16 protein-coding genes are annotated in these 20,423 nt (G+C 35.4%); 11 read left to right on the forward strand and 5 right to left on the reverse strand.

Going from position 1 to position 20,423, the window contains the following annotated elements; genetic code table 11:
• Window positions 1–27: 27 nt before the first annotated feature.
• The 4 genes from ID741_RS06630 to ID741_RS06645 all read left to right on the forward strand — a co-directional run bounded on the left by ID741_RS06630 (window position 28) and on the right by ID741_RS06645 (window position 7,087).
• Window positions 28–2,430 carry a beta-glucosidase gene (locus tag ID741_RS06630; protein ID WP_438719451.1) on the forward strand — a complete coding sequence of 801 codons (2,403 nt, stop codon included), beginning with the start codon at window positions 28–30 and terminating at the stop codon, window positions 2,428–2,430.
• Window positions 2,431–2,434: 4 nt separating this feature from the next.
• Window positions 2,435–2,944 carry a GtrA family protein gene (locus ID741_RS06635; protein ID WP_438719452.1) on the forward strand — a complete coding sequence of 170 codons (510 nt, stop codon included), beginning with the start codon at window positions 2,435–2,437 and terminating at the stop codon, window positions 2,942–2,944.
• A gap of 8 nt (window positions 2,945–2,952) precedes the next feature.
• A complete protein-coding gene (locus ID741_RS06640; protein WP_438719453.1) occupies window positions 2,953–3,963 on the forward strand; it encodes a glycosyltransferase in 1,011 nt (336 codons plus the stop codon).
• Between the two features lie 217 nt (window positions 3,964–4,180).
• Entirely contained in the window at window positions 4,181–7,087 is a 2,907-nt protein-coding gene (locus tag ID741_RS06645) for a glycoside hydrolase family 3 C-terminal domain-containing protein (RefSeq protein ID WP_438719454.1), read from the forward strand.
• 576 nt (window positions 7,088–7,663) lie between these two features.
• On the opposite strand, the gene ID741_RS06650 is transcribed toward ID741_RS06645, so the two are convergent.
• The 4 genes from ID741_RS06650 to ID741_RS06665 are packed head-to-tail and all read right to left on the reverse strand — an operon-like array spanning window position 7,664 to window position 12,363.
• Complete coding sequence (locus tag ID741_RS06650; protein WP_438719455.1) at window positions 7,664–8,422, reverse strand: DeoR/GlpR family DNA-binding transcription regulator; 759 nt, start codon at window positions 8,420–8,422, stop codon at window positions 7,664–7,666.
• Between the two features lie 54 nt (window positions 8,423–8,476).
• Window positions 8,477–9,115 carry an L-fuculose-phosphate aldolase gene (locus ID741_RS06655; protein WP_438719456.1) on the reverse strand — a complete coding sequence of 213 codons (639 nt, stop codon included), beginning with the start codon at window positions 9,113–9,115 and terminating at the stop codon, window positions 8,477–8,479.
• 21 nt (window positions 9,116–9,136) lie between these two features.
• Complete coding sequence (locus ID741_RS06660) at window positions 9,137–10,918, reverse strand: L-fucose isomerase (protein WP_438719457.1); 1,782 nt, start codon at window positions 10,916–10,918, stop codon at window positions 9,137–9,139.
• The gene (locus ID741_RS06665; protein WP_438719458.1) at window positions 10,918–12,363 is read right to left on the reverse strand and encodes a rhamnulokinase; all 1,446 of its coding nucleotides are present in this window, start codon (window positions 12,361–12,363) and stop codon (window positions 10,918–10,920) included. The genes ID741_RS06660 and ID741_RS06665 overlap by 1 nt, the downstream gene beginning before the upstream one ends.
• A 187-nt stretch (window positions 12,364–12,550) precedes the next feature.
• On the opposite strand from ID741_RS06665, the gene ID741_RS06670 reads away from it, so the two are divergent.
• Genes ID741_RS06670 through ID741_RS06690 form a run of 5 tightly spaced genes read left to right on the forward strand, consistent with a single transcriptional unit; the run spans window position 12,551 to window position 17,150 of the window.
• The gene (locus ID741_RS06670; RefSeq protein ID WP_438719459.1) at window positions 12,551–13,861 is read left to right on the forward strand and encodes an alpha-L-fucosidase; all 1,311 of its coding nucleotides are present in this window, start codon (window positions 12,551–12,553) and stop codon (window positions 13,859–13,861) included.
• A gap of 2 nt (window positions 13,862–13,863) precedes the next feature.
• Entirely contained in the window at window positions 13,864–14,814 is a 951-nt protein-coding gene (locus ID741_RS06675; RefSeq protein ID WP_438719460.1) for a PTS mannose/fructose/sorbose transporter subunit IIAB, read from the forward strand.
• 9 nt (window positions 14,815–14,823) lie between these two features.
• Window positions 14,824–15,633 (forward strand): PTS mannose/fructose/sorbose/N-acetylgalactosamine transporter subunit IIC, encoded by an 810-nt coding sequence (locus tag ID741_RS06680; protein ID WP_218326354.1) that lies wholly within the window; start codon window positions 14,824–14,826, stop codon window positions 15,631–15,633.
• Window positions 15,617–16,411, forward strand: a complete 795-nt coding sequence (locus tag ID741_RS06685; protein WP_218326722.1) for a PTS system mannose/fructose/sorbose family transporter subunit IID — start codon at window positions 15,617–15,619, stop codon at window positions 16,409–16,411. Before ID741_RS06680 ends, ID741_RS06685 begins: the two co-directional genes overlap by 17 nt.
• Before the next feature lie 34 nt (window positions 16,412–16,445).
• Complete coding sequence (locus ID741_RS06690) at window positions 16,446–17,150, forward strand: SIS domain-containing protein (protein WP_218326353.1); 705 nt, start codon at window positions 16,446–16,448, stop codon at window positions 17,148–17,150.
• A gap of 266 nt (window positions 17,151–17,416) precedes the next feature.
• On the opposite strand, the gene ID741_RS06695 is transcribed toward ID741_RS06690, so the two are convergent.
• Complete coding sequence (locus ID741_RS06695; protein WP_438719461.1) at window positions 17,417–18,268, reverse strand: MurR/RpiR family transcriptional regulator; 852 nt, start codon at window positions 18,266–18,268, stop codon at window positions 17,417–17,419.
• Between the two features lie 236 nt (window positions 18,269–18,504).
• On the opposite strand from ID741_RS06695, the gene ID741_RS06700 reads away from it, so the two are divergent.
• Window positions 18,505–19,518, forward strand: coding sequence for a D-isomer specific 2-hydroxyacid dehydrogenase family protein (locus ID741_RS06700; RefSeq protein WP_438719462.1), 1,014 nt, complete (start codon window positions 18,505–18,507; stop codon window positions 19,516–19,518).
• A 44-nt stretch (window positions 19,519–19,562) separates the two neighbouring features.
• Window positions 19,563–20,399 carry a PTS mannose/fructose/sorbose/N-acetylgalactosamine transporter subunit IIC gene (locus tag ID741_RS06705; protein ID WP_218326349.1) on the forward strand — a complete coding sequence of 279 codons (837 nt, stop codon included), beginning with the start codon at window positions 19,563–19,565 and terminating at the stop codon, window positions 20,397–20,399.
• Window positions 20,400–20,423 lie beyond the last annotated feature (24 nt).

Below are 20,423 nucleotides of genomic sequence, written 5' to 3' on the forward strand. Positions count from 1 at the left end.
CATGGAAGAATAAAGGTGGGGGAACTTATGAAACATGAAAATATTGTAAAGCAGTTGAATTTAGGTCAAAAGGCAGCAATGATGTCCGGCAAAAATACGTGGGAGACTCAAGATATCAAAGGTCTAATCCCATCAATGTTTTTATCTGACGGGCCTCATGGTTTGCGTAAACAGCTAGGTAGCTCCGATCACTTAGGCTTAAATGAAAGCGTACCAGCAACTTGTTTTCCGACAGCAGCGACTTTGGCCAATAGTTGGGATGAGAAGATTTTAACAGAAGTTGGTTATTGTTTAGGTGAAGAGGCACAAGCTTTAGATGTGCAGGTGGTTCTGGGACCGGGTTTAAATATTAAGCGTAATCCTAAATGCGGCCGGAATTTTGAATATTATAGTGAAGACCCTTATTTAGCTGGAAAGTTGGCAGCGGCTAGCATTCGTGGTATTCAAACAAATGGTACGATCGCAAGTCCGAAGCATTTAGCAGTTAATAGTCAAGAAAATAGAAGAATGGCCTCAGATTCGATTGTTGATGAACGAACATTACGGGAAATTTATCTGACTAATTTTGAAATCGCGGTAAAAGAAGGACAGCCAAAATCGATTATGAGTTCTTACAATTTGATTAACGATGTTTACGCTAATGAAAATTCTGAACTTCTTCAAGATATATTAAGAAAAGATTGGCATTTTGACGGCTTTGTAGTTTCCGACTGGGGTGGTGATAATAACCATGTAGCAGGCGTGAAAAATGGTAGTCATTTAGCAATGCCTGGACAAGCAATGACAGGGCCGTTAGAAATTTATCGTGCTGTCAAAAACGGACAACTTGATGAAGCAGTACTTGATGAGCGAGTAGATGAGTTAATTGACGTGATTTTCCAATCGACCGCTGGAAAAAATGATAACGTGACGATTGATTGGGACCATCATCATAAGGTTGCCAAAGAAGCAGCAATGCGTAGTGTCGTTTTATTAAAAAATGACAATGTCTTGCCTCTTGCCAACAATCAAAAGGTAGCAGTCATTGGTGATTTCGCTCAAAATCCGCGCTATCAAGGGGCTGGATCATCAGTAGTCAATCCTAAAAACTTGGAATCAACAATGTCCGTCATTGATGGTTATCCGTTGGACGTGGTCGGCTACGCGCAAGGTTATACCCGTGGTGGCGTTATTCAACCAGAATTGGAAGCAGAAGCTTTGTCACTAGCAGAAAAAAGTGATGTTGTTTTATTGTATATTGGTTTAGATGAAATTTTTGAAAGTGAAGGCATGGATCGAAGTAGTCTTAGCATGCCTAATAGTCAACAGCAATTGATTGAAAAGTTGGCAGCTCTTGATACGAAAGTTGTGGTAATCTTGTCCGCTGGTTCGGCTATTGAAATGCCGTGGGTGGATCAAGTTGACGGCATTTTACATGGCTATTTATCTGGGGAAGCTGGTGCGAGTGCCATGCTGGAAGTTATTTGTGGGCATTACAATCCTAGCGGGAAATTAAATGAAAGTTATCCTATGACTTATGGAGAGGTTTACTTCGGTGAAAACTTTCCAGCCACTAGCCGTTACTCATATTATCAGGAAAGTCTTTTTGTTGGTTATCGTTACTATGAAGCTGCAAAAAAAGCAGTTAGATTTCCTTTTGGTTTCGGTCTTAGCTATACGACTTTTGATTATTCTGATCTAAAAGTGAATGATACATCTATTGAGATGACAATTACGAATACAGGTGATGTTGAGGGTGAAGAAATTGTTCAACTATACGTTGGTAAAAAAGATAGTCAGCTGATTCGTCCAGTCAAGGAGTTGAAAGGCTTTAAGAAGATTACCTTGCAAGCGGGAGAAAGTCGTATGATAACGATTGGTTTTGATGATAAAACCTTCCGCTACTATGATGTCGATGAAAAAAATTGGCAAATTGAGGCGGGGGAATATCAAATTTACGTTGGAAAAAATGTCGCTTCAATTGAATTGCAGGGAAGTGTGACAGTTGCTGGTGTTGAAGTGAGGAACCATAATCACGAGAATTATCAAAAGCATTATTTCGAAAAAATTACGTTAGCGGATTTTGAAGAGCTGTATGGCAGAGCTTTACCGCGAGAATCACAAGAAAATCAGATGGTGTTACATGAGAACAATGTCATTTCAGAACTAAAATATGCGAAAAGTTGGATTGGTCGTTTTGTTTATGGTCGTTTGCATAGTATGTTGAAAAAAAGTGAGGCTAAAGGGGAACCGGATTTGAATATCCTGTTTATCTATAACATGCCTTTCAGAGCAATAGCTAAGATGACTAATGGAATGGTTAGTATGGAAATGGTTGAGAAAATTTTATTAGCAGTTAATGGTCATTTTTTCAAAGGTGTGGGTGGTTTGATTGCCAGCTTTTTCCGCAACCGTAAAGAACAAAAGATTAATATATTGGAACAGGAGTGAGTAGATGGCTGAAAAAAATCAAGCAACCGGTGTCTTAAAAAAATTCAAACAGAATCATCCCGATTTATTTGAGTTTATTCTATTTAATATTATGAGTAACGTTGCAACAATCACTAACTTTATCGTACTGTGGATTGGTACTGGCTTTTTATTTACCAGCTTTGCTAATCGCAGTTTCAACTGGTTCATTTTTAATTACGGTATTGATCAAGGTGGACTGGGTGGATTTTTAAGCTTTTTACTCGCTTATATATGTGCCCAAATTGTCAATTTTATCGTACAGCGAAAAGTTGTGTTCTCAGCCAACGTAAAAATTGCTAAAGTGTTGCCGTGGTATATTTTAACAGTAGTGGTGGCAGGTTTGATTTCGATTTGGTTGCCACCATACATCATATCAATTTTGACTCCTTATGTTGGGGGTTGGGCTGCTACAATTGCAAATGCTGTTAATATTATCATTCAGGTTGTGATAAACTATCCTATGATGAAATTTGTAATTATGAAAAAGGAATGATAGTAAACATGAAAATTTTAAGTATAATCGTTCCTTGTTATAACTCGGCAGAATACATGGAACGCTGTATCAATTCTCTTTTGCTTGGTGGGAAATTGGTGGAAATTATTCTTGTGAATGATGGATCTAGAGACAATACCCCTCAAATTGCTGATCATTATTTGGAAAATTTTCCATCTCAAGTGAAAGTTGTTCATCAAAAAAATGGTGGCCACGGACAAGCGATTAATTCTGGGTTACAAATCGCGACAGGGAAATTTACGAAAATTGTCGATAGCGATGACTGGGTGGATGTCCAAGCTTATCGAGAAATTTTAAATTTTTTAGAAACTAAAGCAGACGACTTAGAGATTGATATGTTGATAAGTAATTATGTTTATGAAAAGCAAGGTCAAAAAAATAAAAAGGTTATGAACTATCGACGTTTTTTACCGACGGACAAAGCATTTACTTGGCAAGATGTGAAATTTCCTTTTGGTAAATATTTGTTGATGCATTCTGTCATTTATCGCTTGGAAGTATTGAAAGAATCGCACATTCAATTGCCGCAACATTCTTTTTATGTGGACAACCTTTATATTTTCGAACCGTTACCAATCGTGGAGAACATGTATTATTTAGATGTTGATTTCTATCGTTACTTCATTGGACGAGAGGATCAATCGGTGAATGAAAAAGTTATGATTAGCCGTATCGATCAACAAATTGCAATAAATAAAACGATGATTGCCTATTATTCTGATACACAAGGAACAGAGGATAATGTGCTGACTTATATGCGACGTTATCTAGAAATTATTACAGCAGTTTCATCGATTTTGTTGATTAAAGAAGGTTCATCAGAAAGTTTGGAGAAGAAAAAAGAGCTATGGCAATTTATCCGTAGCCAGGATACGCATTTGTATTATCGTCTGCGTCTCGGGCTTCTAGGAATAGGCCTGCATTTGCCTGGTAAGGTAGGTCGCAAGACGACAGTCGGCGTTTACCATATGGCACAACGAATTTATGGATTTAATTAAAATTACGTTCAGTTGAAGTCATTTTAGATTTCAACTGATTTTTTTGTGACGCTTTAAAAATAAAATGAAAGCCTGTTCAAGTTATGTAGAATAAATGACAGATTATGCAGCATAAATATATTTTTTGAAATTCGAAAGGTATACTAAAAAAGTAAGAAACCCCTTACAAAGCTAGGGTTGTAGTTTAAGGGGTTAAAACAATTTAAGGAGGATTCATATGAAGAAGTATTTAAAAATAATTATTCCCATTGTGATTGTTTTGGGGATTGTTGGCGGAGGGGCATTCTTTCTCAACAAACTGAGTCAAGATGGTACGTTGAATATGGAAGATGTATATGCCACAATTGAAACCGTTTCAGTTTATTTTATACCAACTGCAATTTTATTAGTTGTAATTATTATTGCTTTAATTGTATTCCGTAAAAGAAGTCGAACTTTTAAGTTTTGGCTAAAGGCAGAATCTGTTATTGCCTTATTGGTAGCGGTTGCTATCACTATAAATGTGGTAGTTTTTGGTCCGATGGCTAGTTTGTTTAATTTGAACTATGCAAAACTAAATGAAATCAGTGCTGCTACGCTTGACGATAGTGCCGCACTAACAAATGAAATCGCAGATGAAGGAACGGTCCTACTAAAAAATACTGATAATTACCTACCTTTAGGGACAGGTACAAAAAATTTAAATGTCTTTGGCTGGGCCTCTACTAATCCAGTCTATGGTGGAACTGGTTCAGGGAATGTTGATACGAGTAGTGCAGTTAACTTGTTAAACGGTATAGAAAATGGTGGCTTTAATCTAAATACTGAGCTTTCTGATTTCTACACTGATTATCGTAGTGATCGTCCAGAAGTTGGTATGTGGGAGCAGGATTGGACATTACCAGAACCGACTGCAAAATCCTATTCTGACAAATTAATGCAAAATGCCAAAGATTTTTCTGATACTGCCGTTGTTGTAATTGGTCGTGTCGGAGGCGAAGGTGCCGATTTACCGACAGACATGAATGCTAAAGGAATCACTTATGATGGTAATGAGGGTGATTTCACTGATGGTCAACATTTCTTAGAATTATCACAAACTGAAAGAGATATGGTTGATCTTGTAACGAATAATTTTGAAAATGTAGTAGTTGTAATTAATTCAGCAAACTCAATGGAGTTGGGTTGGTTAAACGATTATGAAAATATCAGAGGCGCCCTTTGGATGGCAGGTCCTGGAACAACTGGATTCAATGCGTTGGGATCAATTTTAAATGGTGATGTTAATCCTTCTGGAAAAACTGTAGATACTTATGCTTATGATTTAACAGCAACGCCTACTTGGAACAACTTCGGTGATTATCAATATAAAGATAGTGATTACACCTATATTAATTATGTTGAAGATATCTATGTTGGTTATAAGTTCTATGAAACTTATTACGAAGCAAATGATGAAAGTTATGACGCAGCTGTGCAATATCCATTTGGATATGGTCTGAGTTATACAAACTTCACCCAAGAAATGACACCAGTTACAGTCGCTAATGATGGTAAAATGTCCTTTGATGTAACTGTCACTAATGTTGGTGATGTTGCTGGTAAAGATGTCGTACAGAGTTATTTCACACCACCTTATACGAATGGTGGCATTGAAAAAGCAAGCACGAACTTGATTGCTTTTGAAAAAACTGACACTCTAGAACCTGGTCAAAGCCAAACCTTAACAATTACTTTTAATCAAGAAGATATGGCTAGCTACGATTCTACAGGGACAGGTGCTTATGTTCTGGAAGAAGGTCAGTACGCAATTCAATTAAAAGCTGATTCTCATACAGTGTTAGCTGAGCAAAACTATACCTTAGGAGCAACAATTATGTTTGATGAATCAAACAAACGCTCAACCGATGAGATTGTTGCCACGAATCAATTCGATTATGCAGAAGGCGAAGTAACTTATCTTAGCCGAGCAGATGATTTTGCCAACTATGAGTCAGCGACAGCAGTTCCTGAATCTCGAGCTTTAACAGAGGCAGAAAGTAATGGTTTGATGAACTCTAGTAATTATGAATTAACCGATGACAGTGATGCAGAAATGCCAACAACTGGTGCGGATAATGGCGCTACTTTGTCAGATTATGTCGGCGTAGATTACGATGATGATTCTTGGAATGATCTACTGGATCAATTAACAATTGATGATATGAGTAACGTCATTAGTTACGCTGGCTACCAAACTGTTTCTGCTGATTCAGTAGGCAAGGCACAAACTTATGATTTTGATGGTCCAGCTGGAATAAGTAGTTTCTTTGTCGCAACAAACGGATCAGCTTTTCCAACGGCCGTGATGATTGCTGCAACTTGGAATAAGGATTTAGCTAATCAACGAGGAACTGCAGTAGGAACTGAAGCCAGTGAATTAGGTATTTCAGGGTGGTATGGTCCTGCAATGAATATCCACCGAAGCGCTTTTGCAGGTCGAAACTTTGAGTATTATTCAGAAGATGCTGTAATGTCAGGCTTTATGGCTGCCAATGAAATTGCCGGTGCAAATACACAAGGTGTTTATTCTTACATGAAACATTTCGCTTTGAACGACCAAGAAACTAATCGAACAGACTTATTGTTAACTTGGTCGAGAGAACAGGCAATCCGTGAAATCTACTTAAAACCATTTGAAATGGCTGTTAAAGAAGGTGGCGCAACTGCTGCAATGTCAGCTTTTAACTACATTGGTAATAAATGGGCTGGAGCTAACTCAGATCTAATGAACACTGTGCTACGTGATGAATGGGGCTTTGATGGATTTGTTTCCACTGACTATTTTGGCGGATATGGCTACATGGAAGCTGATATTGCTATTCGTAACGGGAATGATACCATGCTTTCAACAACTGGTGAGAATGGTGCAACTTTAGAAGATACAACAAGCGCAACTTCCGTTTCAGCAATGCGGACAGCTGTTCATAATGTTTTGTACACTGTTGTAAATAGTCGTTCATACTCTGATGGGCAGACTGAAAACCAATTACTTCCTTGGGAACAAACAGTTCGAAACATCGACATTGCGGTTGGTGCAGTTATTCTAATCATACAAGGTTTGATTGTTCTACTATATGTAAAACGAATTAAGAAGAAGGCTTAGAATACAATATATTTGTTACCGAAGTCGGTAATTTTTTAGAGGCATAAATGAATAGTTTATGATGAAAAATACGGAGAAAGTGCGTTTCCTGAAAAAAGGAAGCGCACTTTTTGATACACACTCATTTAAAAAAAGTGAAGCTTGTTTACTTTAAATATTTCAATAGAGATGAACATAGCGGGTTGAATATGTAGAGGATCTAATCAGTAGACCTGTTCCATAAATCGACAAATTTTAAAGTGGCAAAAAAAGTCCCATTAGTTTTATTTTTTGAATTAGATGTATTTTGAGTTGAGTGTCCTTAATTTATTAAAAACCTGATTTAAAGTCTATCGTTTGTGTTTTACCAAGTACTATTAAGCTTTAAATTTGGTTGATCCAGCGGAAACTTCATTGGCTAAATAATGAAAAAAAGGAACCTCTACTATTTTCAGTAGAGGTTCCTTTTGTATTTAATGTATAACTAAAAGAAGTCAATGATAAACCTATTTTCATTGATGTCATCGCATATATAATATAGCATTTTTCGAAGATCATTTTCTTGGAAATTTACAAATAAAATTCAAAAAAATATATTTAATATAAAATTTCTGTATCGTATTTTTTAGCAATAGCTAGATATTCATCATCGGGTTGCTGATCAGTAATGACATATTCAAAAGAAGCCCAGTCTGAAAATTTATAAGCGTGTTTTTTTCCAAACTTAGTATAATCTGCTAACAGTAAACTTTTACCGCCCATAGCCATAGCCTTTTTTTTGACTAACGCTTGCGCAAAATTAGCCTCGTAGATACCAAATGAATCGATACCAGTAGAACTGAAGATACATAAATCTATTTGAAATAACTCTAGAAATGAGTTGCCATAATCACCAACGACACTCTCGGCATCTTTAATTACTTCACCAGCAATCATAAAAATTTTAGAATCTTCTGTACAAACATGGGAAAATTCATATGCAATTTTGAGACCATTTGTTATAACAACTAGTTTTGGAGTATTTGCTAAATATGGAAGTAATCTTTTAACGGTAGAGCTTGAATCAATAAAAATACTCATTCCGGGACCAATAAAAGTGCTAGCTATTTCAGCTATTTTTTCTTTTTCAGAGATCATGACATTTTCTCGGTAATTAGTGGAAATAACATGATTTTGTTCCACTTCTAAAACAACTCCTCCGCGGTATCGGCGAATAACTCCTTCCTTTTCAAGAATAAGTAGTTCTCGTCTTAAAGTAGAGTATGAACAAAATAACATTTTTTCGAGTTCGTAATTATCTAATTTCTTATATTTTTTCAATAAATTTACTATCTGATCTCTTCTAGAATCACTCATAAATGTACCTCCTCAATCACTGACAATGAATGATTTAAGTGTACCATAGGGTTGTTATTTTTGTCCGTAGGTTTCAAAACGGATCGCCATGTTTGCCATCTCATCATCAGTCATAACTGTAGGAATTCCCACAGTTGACGCAATGATATGAACTTTTGAGCAATATTCTAACTCCTCTAGGACCGCGAAGGCTTCTGCCATTGTTTTTCCACCTGTGAGAACTCCGTGGTTTGCTAATAAAACAGCTTTTCTATATTTCATTGCTTCAAAAGCATTAATCGCCAATTCTTCAGTTCCAAATGACGCATATCTGGCACAGCGTACATTTTTCCCAGCGGTAGCAATCATATAGTGAGAGGCTGGAAGTGGTTTTCCAAGTAAGGCTAAAGCAGTTGAATAAATAGTGTGACCATGAATAACACAATTTAAATCATCACGTTTCTCATACATTATGCTATGCATACGCCATTCACTTGATGGTAATCGTGTTCCTTCAACGATAGTGCCATTAAGTTCCATAGTAACTATATCTTTAAGTTCAATTTTATCGAAAGGTATTCCTGATGGTGTGATAAGCATTAGATTGTCTTGACGAATAAAAGAGCTTAGATTTCCTCCTGTTCCTAAAGTATAGCCATCTGAAATTAATTTATTTCCGTAATCAATCAGTTCTTGTTTTTGTGATGAATACATGGAGATCCTTCTTTCTCAATATTATTTATAAAATGGTCCAAAAGTTTGACAGGCTTTGAAATCTGAAGACTCTGTGTCTTTTGTTCCAAACCCAGAAAAGACATGCGGTCTAAATATTTTTTTACTTGGGACATTGTGAAGAGACACTGGGATTTGTAACATACTAGCTAAAGTTAATAATTCTGCGCCGATATGTCCATGAACACTAGCACCATGGTTGCTTCCCCAATTATTCATCATTGTATAAACATCTTCAAAACCAGTTTCACCTAGGTTTGGAGCAAACCAAAGTGTTGGCCAAGTCTCGTCGGTCCGTTTATTCAAAATATCGTGAACATGTACTGGTAATTCACAAGAATAACCTTCAGCAATCTGTAGGGTTGGTCCAACCCCATCAATAATATTCAACCGAATCAAAGTCAAAGGTAGTTCAGCTTGTAAATGATATTGACTTGAAAAGCCGCCACCTCTGAAGTATTCATAATTAGCTCGACACCATTTAGTTTTACTAAGACAGCTATCAATGTCTTCTTCGGTCATATTCCAAAATTCTTTCATAGTTGGTTGTCCATTTTCATCAAGACTGCCACCACTACCATCCAAAGCACTAGCACCTGAATTTAATAGATGAATTAATCCATTCTGAGCTTTACCAGTTAATTCGTAACCTGTAATTCGTTTAATTGATTCAGTACTCCAGTAGGTTCTGACATCAGAAAATATTGGTGCTTTATTCGTTAGAAGAGAACCAAAGAGCATAGCAGCAGCATTACAAGTGTCGTTTTCTGTAGCAAAAGAAATCGGTTGTTTTGGTCCGTTCCAGTCAAATGTGCTAGTTAAGATTGATTCCATAAAGTCACCATTAGGTAACCAATCTGTCCATTGACGTTGACCTTGAAAGCCTCCCGAAATAGCATTTCTCCCTTTAGCTTCTTCTAACCATCCTAATTGAGCTAACTTAGGGTTGCCAAATAAAATATCACGAACGATTAAGGTTTGTTTTGCAATAAAATCCCACTGATCATTATCAGAAATATAGCGGGATTTAGTAATTATTTCTGGAAATTCTTTCCCTTCATTAATATCAATCCCTTCATGACATTTAGTGTCAATCCACTCTCGAATAACTTTGTATTCGTTAGGGTCAAAAATTTCCAATTCGATGCGACGTAAGATTTCTGTCATATCAACATACTCAATGTGCATACCTAAATATTTTTCAAAGAATTCTTGATTAATCTGACTTCCGGCAATCCCCATTGAAGAAGAACCAATGTTAACGTAAGATTTATTTTTCATTTCCCCAGCAGCAATGCTAGCACGAGCAAATAATAATATTTTTTCTTTAACATCTTTCGGAATAGCTTGATCATCGTTGTCTTGAACTTCTTTACCATAAATTTTGTACGCAGGAATTCCTTTTTGAGCATAGCCGCTCATTGCAGCTGCTAAGTATACAGCCCCAGGTCTTTCGGTTCCGTTGAATCCCCAAATAGCTTTAAAAGTACCTGGTCGTAAATCAATCGTTTCAGTACCGTAACACCAACAGGGTGAGACAGTTAAAGTTGCAATAACATCCTGCTGTGCAAAAGAATCATCTACTTTGCTAGCATCAGCATAGCCTCCAATTGTGATATTTGGAACGATACATTCTACCGGTGATCCATCCATATAATAAAGTGATGATTCTATTAACTTTTTCGCTTTGAGTGCCATCTCCATAGTTTGTTGTTCTAGTGATTCTCGGACACCTCCTTGTCTACCATCGATTGCAGGTCTAATACCGATTTTAGGATAATTCATTAGTAGTTCCTCCTCATAAATTGTTTATATTGGTTATAACTATTATTGAACTCTTCTGATTTTTGCGGATAAAAATAAATAGGGGGATAATTTTCATTGACAATGCTTACTAATTCAACACGATTTTGAATTGTTTCAATGGCTAAAAATTGAGCCAATGCGTTTCCTAATGCGGAATTTTCAGAATAACAGACAGCTATGGGTGATTGAATTAAATCAGCAGTCAATTGATTCAAAAATTTTGATTTACCGCCACCACCAAATAAAAAAAGAGTACTTAATGGCGTGGATTGAGCTAAATTTTCTAAGACAGTAGCATATTTAAAAGCTAGATTTTGATAAATAATCAGAAAAATTTGGTGTGGTTCATCGATAGATGGAAACTGATGGAATTCTCCATATTTTTTTAATTTTTCCACGAATTGTTCCTGATTTATCAAATCAGAATTTTGATTATCAAAGAAAAAATCAATGGGACTGCAGTTAATTAACATTTCTTGAATTTGTTGGATGGTTATTGATTGAGATTGATTAACAAAATTTAATGCTTCTTCAATAAACCACATACCTAGCAAATTTTTCAGTTTTAATATTTTTCCATCACCGGCTTGTTCATAAGAGTAATCAGAATTAAGTGGTTGATTTACCAAAATACCCCTTTCTGATTTTTCTCCTAGTACAGACCATGTTCCTGAAGATAAAAAGAAACAAGAATGATCATTTGAAGGTAACGCAAAAATAGCACTAGCTGTATCATGTTCCATGACTGAGTGAACCAATATTTTTTTATTGTTTAATTTGATTTCTCCGATTTGAGTGTAAGGCAGAACAATTGTTGAAAATAAAGAAGTAGAGACGCCTAATAGTTCTATCAAATCTAATGCCCACTGATGCTTATCTATATCAAATAGCTGACTTGTTGAAGCGATTGATGATTCTGTCCAAATTGCACCGGTTAATAGATACTGAATTAAATCAGGCATCATTAAAAGGTGGTTAGCTTTCTTTAAAACTTCAGGATAAAAATCTTTTAAAAAGAGTAGCTGTGAACTGGTATTAATAGATGCATTAGCGATCCCTGTTCGTTCTTGAAACACGTTAGGTAAGGACATACCATAATGTAAATACTCAGCTTGTAACATGGTTTGATAACATAAAGGAAGCATTAAGAGATTTCCGTTTTCATCTAATAAACCAAAATCACATCCCCAAGTATCAAATCCAATGCTTTCAATAGAATATTCAGTTGAAGCAAGAACGATGATTTGTTTGATTTCAGATATAATTTTATCTATATTCCAATAAATTTGATTTTTTGTAGAATCGATTAATTGATAGTCTTTAAATCTATAAATTTTTTCTTCTGTAAGTTTTCCATTATTTAAAGAAAAAACCACACCTCGGCCACTTGTTGCACCTAAATCAAAGGATAAAACTGTGGACATTTCATATACCTCCCAATCTAATTACATAATCCATATTTCAATAATAATCATACATTAGAACGCTTCCATTTTTTTAGATGGCGTATTTTTTGAAGAATTGCCAACAAACTTTCCAACTATGGAAACGTTTTTATGCAAACGCTATAATTTATTTAAATAAAATAAAAAAACTTTACAGGAGGAAAAAATGACAGCAAAAAATGGACGCAAGTGGTTTTCAGAAAGTAGATATGGTTTGTTTATTCATTTTGGCTTATATTCAGTTGCCGGAAGACATGAGTGGGTTCAGACTTTAGAAGAAATCAGTGTTGAAAGTTATAAAAAGTATTTTGATCATTTTAATCCTGACTTATTAAACCCTAAAGAATGGGCACAAAAGGCTAAAGATGATGGGTTTAAATATGTGATTATTACTGCGAAACATCATGATGGTTTTTGTCTGTGGGATACTAAAGAAACTTCATATAATGTAATGAATTCGCCTTATCAAAGAGATTTATTAGGTGAACTTATTGAAGAATTTAGAAAAGTTGGTATTAAAATTGGTATTTATTATTCATTGTTAGATTGGTACCAGACTGACTTTTTAGTTGATGGTTACCACCCAATGAGAAACAACAAAGAGTACATTGATAAAAATCCTGGTGACATGGAGAATTATAGACAATTTTTAACCAATCAAGTGAAAGAAATATTAACAAATTACGGAACGATTGATTATTTATGGTTTGATTTTTCATATAAAAGTAGAGACTGGGGAACTTCGGTTGGTAAAGGTGCTGCTGATTGGGGAAGTGTCGAGCTTGAAAAAATGATTTATGAAATTCAACCTAATATATTTATTAATGACCGTTTAGATCTTAATAGAGGAGTGCTTACACCAGAACAGTTTGCACGGAACAATGCTATGGAAAACGAAGAAGATGTCTGGGAAACAGTCCAAACCTTGAATAATAGTTGGGGCTATGATCGGGATAATTTGAACTTCAAAACAAGTGAAATGGTAGCTAAACAATTAGTAGATACAGTTTCTAAAGGCGGCAATTTCACAATGAATATTGGGCCAAATGCTCGAGGAGAATGGGACTCGACTAGTGATGAGATTTTAGAAACTGTAGGAGAATGGTTACGAAAACACGGAGATTCTATCTATGGAGCTACATTGTCTGAGTTTAAAGCACCCTTAGATTGTCGCTATACTCAAAAAGGGAATAAATTATTTTTACACATTTTTAGTTGGCCATATAGAACAATTTTATTACCAGAGTTAGGTGGAAAGATCTCGTTTGCAAGACTGTTAAATGATGGTTCGGAAATTCGGTTTACAGATACAAAAAATTTAGGAGGAGATAGAAAAGCGACCACTAACTTATACAAAGAAATTACAGAAGTTCATGTAAAAGAAGCACTTGATCCAAGCATGTTGATGCTAAATATTCCAGTTAGAAAACCAAATGAATTAATTCCAGTGATCGAACTAACATTAAAGGAGGGGTAAAAATGAGTGTGGGAATAATTATCGCAAGTCATGGTGATTTTGCTCTAGGTGTTAAGCAAACAAGCGATATGATTTTTGGGGAACAAGAAAAAGTGGAAGTATGTATTTTAAAACCTGAAGATAGTTTAGAATTATTTCGTGAAAAATTAGATAAAGTATTAACTAAATTTGACTCAGATGATGAGCTATTATGTTTAGTTGATTTATGGGGAGGCACACCATTCAATCAATTAAATCAATTAAAAGAAGAAGAGACGAGACCGATTGAAATAGTTTCAGGTTTAAATATCCCCATGATATTAAGAGCGTATAGTGATAGATTCAATCCAAATGAAACGGCGGCTAGTATTGCAAAATCTATTATGATAGAAGGATCAAATGGGATTAAAACATCAGCTAGTAATAATGAAGAATTAGTACACAAACAATCTAATTTAATGAATCTCCCAATATCTGAAAGTAAAATGATTAATCTGGGAATCAGACATGTAAGGTTAGATGAACGTTTGATTCATGGTCAAGTTGCAACACTTTGGTTAGGGTCTTTGGGAGCTACAAGAGTGATGATTGTCGATGATGAGGTAGTTAATGATCCAATTGCCAAAGCTTCATTAAAAGCTGCTGTTCCAGGAGGCATTAAGTTAAGTATTTTAAAAACTGAAACAGCCGCACGACGAATAAAAGAAGATGCTTACCATGGACAAAAGGTAATGTTAATTGTAAAAAATATCAAAACGATTTTTCGTTTGATTGAATCAGGGGTGCCAATTAATAAGTTTAATTTAGGCAACTCTAGTCCCAAAGAAGGTACAAAACAAGTGACCAAATCAGTATTTCTATCAGAAGAAGATGTGCATAAAATTTTAGAATTAGAAAAAGATGGAGTTGTTGTGACGGCTCAGATGGTTCCAATGGAGGAAGAGAAATCGTTCTCACAATTTTATGGGAAGTAGGGAAAAAGAATGAATATTGAAATTTGGCAAATTGTAGTCTTATCATTATTAGGGTTTTATGCAATTGTAGAAAATTTAGGTATTAATGTTATTGCTAATCAAGCATTAATCGTTGGGACGATTACTGGGTTAGTTATGGGTGATATAAAGATGGGGTTGGCAGTAGGGGCAACCTTACAATTGATGGGATTAGGAATTCAAGCTTATGGTGGAGCCAGCGTACCAGACTATATGACAGCATCAATTGTAGGTACGGTATTTGCAGTGATAAGTGGTAAAGGTGTGGAATTTGGTATTGGTTTAGCAGTACCAGTTGCATTGTTAATGATTCAGTTAGATATTTTTGCTCGTTTTTGCAATGTTTTTTTCCAAAAGAAAATTGATAAAAGTATTGAAGAAGATAATGTTAAAGGAATCAAAATGTACCACTTAATGGGGACAATAAGTTGGGGTCTTTCTCGTGGATTACCGATTTTTATCGTATTTAGTTTTGGTGATGGTGTAATTAAATTTGTTTCAGATGTTATTCCTGAGTGGCTAACTGGCGGACTCTCAGTGGCAGGTGGGATGCTACCAGCAGTTGGTATTGCTATTTTATTGCGATTTTTACCAGTTAAAAATTTCATAACATATTTAATGATTGGCTTTTTAGCAGTGGCTTATTTAGAAATACCAATGTTTGGCGTGGCGCTTTTAGGTCTAGCATTAGCTATTTTAGAGTTTAAAAAATTAATCAGTAATCAAAACACATCTGAAAATACAGTACCAGTTAATGTAAATGCAGGAGGGGGACTAAGTGACGATGAGTACGAAAATTAATCAAAAAGATCTGGATAAAGTAAGTTTGAATTGGTTGGTAGGTAGTCAATTGTCCTGGAACTATGAACGAATGATGGGCGGAGGTTATCTATTTTCAATGCTTCCTATTCTAGAGAAGCTGTACGGAAAAGATAAAGAGACAAAAAAAGACATGATGCGTATGCAAAGCCAATTTTTTAATACTACTCCTCATATGGGTGGATTTATTTTAGGAATGGATATTGCAACAGAAGAAGCTGAAGGTAAAAATTCGAAAGATACGGTATCTAGTTTAAAAACCGGATTAATGGGCTCCTTTGCTGGTGTTGGAGATACAATTTTTGGAGTGCTTTTTCCAACAGTTTTTGGTTCAGTAGCATCATATTTAGCCTTAAAAGGAAATGCGATTGGTGTCATCATCTGGTTGCTAGTAAATATTTTAATATTAATATTTAGATTTTTTTCTGTAAGAATAGGTTACAAACAAGGTGTTAAATTAGTAACGAGTATGTCTGGACATTTAAATGCTCTAACAACTTCAGCAACACTATTAGGAGTTACAGTTATTGGTGCAATGATACCTTCAGTTATAAATGCTAAGATTGCTTGGACTTTTAAAACTGGAGATGTTGAACTGAATATTCAAGATACACTTGATCAAATTATGCCAATGATGATCCCAGCTATCTTGGTAGGTGTCATCTATTGGTTGTTAGGTAAAAAACATTTTAATTCAACAAGAGCAATTCTTTCGATTATTGTACTGTCTATTATTTTAAAAGTATTAGGAATCATGTAGAAGTTTACACGAGATTTAAGAGAGGGTGTTCATTATGTCATTAGAATTTTTTGATGAATGTAGAAAACTTACTGAAATACTTGAAAAGTATGAAGCAGCAAATATTACAAAAGCGGCTGAGATCGTTGCGGAAGGAATAATGAATGGCGGTATCACTCAATCTTTTGGAAGTGGCCATTCGTATGCTGCGGCGCTCGAAATCAGCGGGCGTGCAGGAGGGTTAATACCATCGAAATTAATTATGGATCCTGCCGGTGGTATGTATGAACAGAATCACGGGGTAGGTAAAACATTAATGCATAAAGTTTTAGTTAGTCCAAATGATATTTTTTTCTTAGTTTCAAACTCAGGACGAAATCCGATGATTATTGAAATGGCTGAAGAAATAAAGAAACATGACAATAAATTAATAGTTGTAACCGCACTTGAATCATCTAAGGCGTCAACTTCTCGACATGAGAGTGGCAAATTATTGTATGAATTTGCTGATGTAGTTTTAGATAATCATTCAGTTTATGGTGATGCGGCATTGAATATTAGTGGATTGGAAACAAAAGTATGCGGCACATCCTCCTTTGCAGCTACACTGTTATTACAGCAAACGATGTATGAAGCAATTAAAATAATGGTATCTAAAGGTTTTGAACCACCGGTGTATTTAAGTGCGAATATTGATGGTGGTCATGAAAGAAACTTGAAAATAGAAAATCAATATGCAGAAAGAATTTTCCATATTTAATTTTATGAAATAGCCCTACCTATCCTAGATTGCTTATTAAAGATATAAAGTAGCTAATATCTTAAAATATTGATTTTAGTTATTTTTAACAGTGAAAAAAATCTGAAGTTAGAAATAATTAGACTACTTTATGAAGGGGGTTCAGTCAGTAGACAAAGTTCATGTTTTGGCTACTGTCTACAGTATTTTATTTACGACAAATTTCAAATAACTAAGGACTCAGTAATCATCATTGCCGATTACTGAGTCCTTTTTTATTTAAATGATTATTCTTTAATTTTGTTGATGACTTCTCGAATTTTTCCAATCGAAGTTTGCGAACCAGCTGCATTTCTGAACATCAAAATGGTGAAAATAGCGTCTAAAATGCTTAACTGAGAAATCCGTGATGCCAGTGCTTCAGACCGAAAAGCAGTTTCTTCAGAAATCGAGGTGAACACAATATCTGCTAGTTTAGCTAACTGGGATTGGATTTGGCTGGTGACCACAATAATTTTTGCACCATTTTTTTTAGCTACTTCTGCTAACTGAATGGTTTCTTTTGATTTGCCAGTGTGGCTTATCAGTAAGGCACAGTCTTTTTCTGTCATCATGGAAGCTTCCATTAATTGGATATGATAATCAGCGTTGTGAACAACATTTACTGGGCTACGAAGAAATTTATGATAGGCATCTGAAGCAACAATTTCCGATCCTCCCACACCAAAGAAAAATAATCTATCGGAATGATCAATGAAGTCAACAGCATCTTTTAATTTCTGCTTATCCAAAAGTTTCTTGGTATCTAGAAGAGTTGAAATATTTGAGTCAAAGATCTTATAAGCCATTTCAAGTTCGTCGTCGTCTTGTGTAATGCCTTGATGGATCGTTGTCATCGAATTTTGATAATCGTCACTAGTTAATAACGCCATTTTAAAGTCTTTAAAACCTGAAAACCCTAGTTTTTTAGTGAATTGAAAAAAAGTGGAATCAGCGATGTTTAAATCGTTAGCTATATCACTGATTGAGCTATGGCTAACTTTTTGCGGCTCTTTCAAAATATAATCAGCAATCGATTGCTCTTTAGGCGTCAAATTTTTGTAGATGGATTTTATTGTTAAACGAATAGAAGTAGCCATGATGATTAATCTCCTTAATTATTTATATTTCTAAAACTATATCATGCATAGAAGTTTATTCAACCTGTATTTTACATGATAAGTGGGAGAAGAACAAAAATCAATAAAAACTTTTTTTCTTAAATCTATTTACAAAAAAATATTTTTTTGTATAATAAGAGTATGAAATGAATACGCTATCATTATTTATGGAAAAGGCTGTTGAAAAATCGAGTGGTTTAAAATGGAGGAAGAAAATGACAAAATACAAAATTGGTATTGTAAATTCAAGTAGTTTTGGAAAAGTTTTCCCTAAGCATTTGGAACGGTTAGAAAAAATTGGACAAGTCCAGCACATTAATGTTGATTCGGAAATTGGAGGAAAGGAGTTGGCTGAGACTTTACAGGGAATCAATATTGTCATCGCCAGTGTAACGCCATTTTTTACTGAAGAATTTTTCCAGCATAAAGATGAACTGTTGATGATTTCTAGACATGGAATTGGTTTTAACAACATAGACTTAGCTGCAGCAAAAAAACACGATACAGTAGTAACGATTATACCTGCTTTGGTTGAACGAGATGCTGTAGCAGAAAATAATGTGACGAACTTATTGGCTTTAATGAGGCAAACAGTTCAAGCTCACAATCGAGTTGCCGATAATCGTTGGGAAGATCGGGCAAGTTTTGTCGGCCACACACTTTTTAATAAAACAGTTGGTGTAGTTGGAGTCGGTAATACTGGTAGTTGTGTCGTAGAAACCATTCGAAATGGATTTCGGTGTGAAGTATTGGCTTATGATCCTTATAAATCAGCCCTGCATATTGAAAGTTACGGTGCCAAAAAAGTTGAATTTGATCAATTGTTAGAGCAGTCGGATGTGATTTGTTTATGCGCTAGTTTAAATGATGGTAATTATCATATCATTAATGAAGAGACAATCGCTAAGATGAAAGAAAGCGTTTATATCTCTAATAGTGCAAGAGGGGCATTAATTGAAGAGGCAGCGATGGTCGCAGGTTTAAAAAGTGGGAAGATTGGTGGCTTAGCGACAGATGTTTTAGAAGAAGAACCTGGGCGAAGTGATCATCCTTATCTTAAGTTTGAGAATGTCATTATGACACCGCATACTTCAGCTTATACAATGGAATGTTTAGAATCGATGGGCGAAAAATGTGTGAAAGATGTTGAAGCTATTATTGCCGGTCAGTTGCCGGAGAGGGCCGTACAAGCCGAAAGTAAATATTTAAAAACGAATGTTTTAGTATAAAAAATTAAGCATTGATTGATATTAAAGATTCAGAGGGAGGACTTATGGAAACATTAAATGTATTACAAAGTTTATTGATTGCCTTATGGGTTGCAGCAATTATGTCACGTTGGCTAGGTGGTGGGGCGACTTTAACCTTACGTTTTTCACCTTTAATGACTGGTTTAGTTGTTGGGATTATTATGGGAGATGTACCACAAGCCATGATTGTTACTGCCGCATTGCAAATGATTTATATGGGGGTGTTTTCTCCTGGCGGTTCGATGCCAGCAGAACCATCTATTGCAGCAGCGATTGCTGTACCCGTTGCGTTACTAGGTAATTTAAAACCAGAAGCAGCGATTGCAGTAGCTGTACCCGTTGGACTTTTAGGAAGTTATTTGTATCAATTCCGTTTCTTTATCAATACATTCCTTGGAAAATATACCGATAAAGCCGTGGATGATTTAAATGATAGTGCTATTAGACGGTCAATTATTTGGTATCCAACAATTGCTTCTTTCTTATTATTCGTACCATTGGTATTCTTCGCATTGTATTTAGGGGCACCAGTAATTGCAGATATTATTACAGCTTTAGAAGGTACCGTAGTTATTCATATTTTAGAAGTTGTCGGTGGTGGTTTAGCCGCGATTGGTATTGCAACAACGGTCTATGTTATTGGTCGAAAAGATTATCTAGTATTTTTCTTCTTAGCATATTTCTTAAGTGTCGTGTTCAAATCGTTAGAAATCACTATGGTAACTTATGCAATCTTTGGTGTGTTAATTGCATTGATTTTTGTTCAATCACAAAAAGGGAAATTGGCGCCGGCACCTGCACAAGCTAGCAGCTCCAGTACTTTAGATGATGACGACGATGATTATGATGATGGATTTTAATAAGGAGGAAAAAAGATGAGTGAA

The sequence above is a fragment of the Enterococcus sp. AZ103 genome (genome assembly GCF_051714685.1).
Taxonomy (GTDB): domain Bacteria; phylum Bacillota; class Bacilli; order Lactobacillales; family Enterococcaceae; genus Enterococcus_A; species Enterococcus_A alishanensis.

Bases quoted from the DNA above. Each gene is read 5' to 3' on its own strand.
- ID741_RS06630 (WP_438719451.1), top strand. From the start codon at position 28: ATGAAACATGAAAATATTGTAAAGCAGTTGAATTTAGGTCAAAAGGCA.
- ID741_RS06635 (WP_438719452.1), top strand. From the start codon at position 2,435: ATGGCTGAAAAAAATCAAGCAACCGGTGTCTTAAAAAAATTCAAACAG.
- ID741_RS06640 (WP_438719453.1), top strand. From the start codon at position 2,953: ATGAAAATTTTAAGTATAATCGTTCCTTGTTATAACTCGGCAGAATAC.
- ID741_RS06645 (WP_438719454.1), top strand. From the start codon at position 4,181: ATGAAGAAGTATTTAAAAATAATTATTCCCATTGTGATTGTTTTGGGG.
- ID741_RS06650 (WP_438719455.1), bottom strand. From the start codon at position 8,422: ATGAGTGATTCTAGAAGAGATCAGATAGTAAATTTATTGAAAAAATAT.
- ID741_RS06655 (WP_438719456.1), bottom strand. From the start codon at position 9,115: ATGTATTCATCACAAAAACAAGAACTGATTGATTACGGAAATAAATTA.
- ID741_RS06660 (WP_438719457.1), bottom strand. From the start codon at position 10,918: ATGAATTATCCTAAAATCGGTATTAGACCTGCAATCGATGGTAGACAA.
- ID741_RS06665 (WP_438719458.1), bottom strand. From the start codon at position 12,363: ATGTCCACAGTTTTATCCTTTGATTTAGGTGCAACAAGTGGCCGAGGT.
- ID741_RS06670 (WP_438719459.1), top strand. From the start codon at position 12,551: ATGACAGCAAAAAATGGACGCAAGTGGTTTTCAGAAAGTAGATATGGT.
- ID741_RS06675 (WP_438719460.1), top strand. From the start codon at position 13,864: ATGAGTGTGGGAATAATTATCGCAAGTCATGGTGATTTTGCTCTAGGT.
- ID741_RS06680 (WP_218326354.1), top strand. From the start codon at position 14,824: ATGAATATTGAAATTTGGCAAATTGTAGTCTTATCATTATTAGGGTTT.
- ID741_RS06685 (WP_218326722.1), top strand. From the start codon at position 15,617: ATGAGTACGAAAATTAATCAAAAAGATCTGGATAAAGTAAGTTTGAAT.
- ID741_RS06690 (WP_218326353.1), top strand. From the start codon at position 16,446: ATGTCATTAGAATTTTTTGATGAATGTAGAAAACTTACTGAAATACTT.
- ID741_RS06695 (WP_438719461.1), bottom strand. From the start codon at position 18,268: ATGGCTACTTCTATTCGTTTAACAATAAAATCCATCTACAAAAATTTG.
- ID741_RS06700 (WP_438719462.1), top strand. From the start codon at position 18,505: ATGACAAAATACAAAATTGGTATTGTAAATTCAAGTAGTTTTGGAAAA.
- ID741_RS06705 (WP_218326349.1), top strand. From the start codon at position 19,563: ATGGAAACATTAAATGTATTACAAAGTTTATTGATTGCCTTATGGGTT.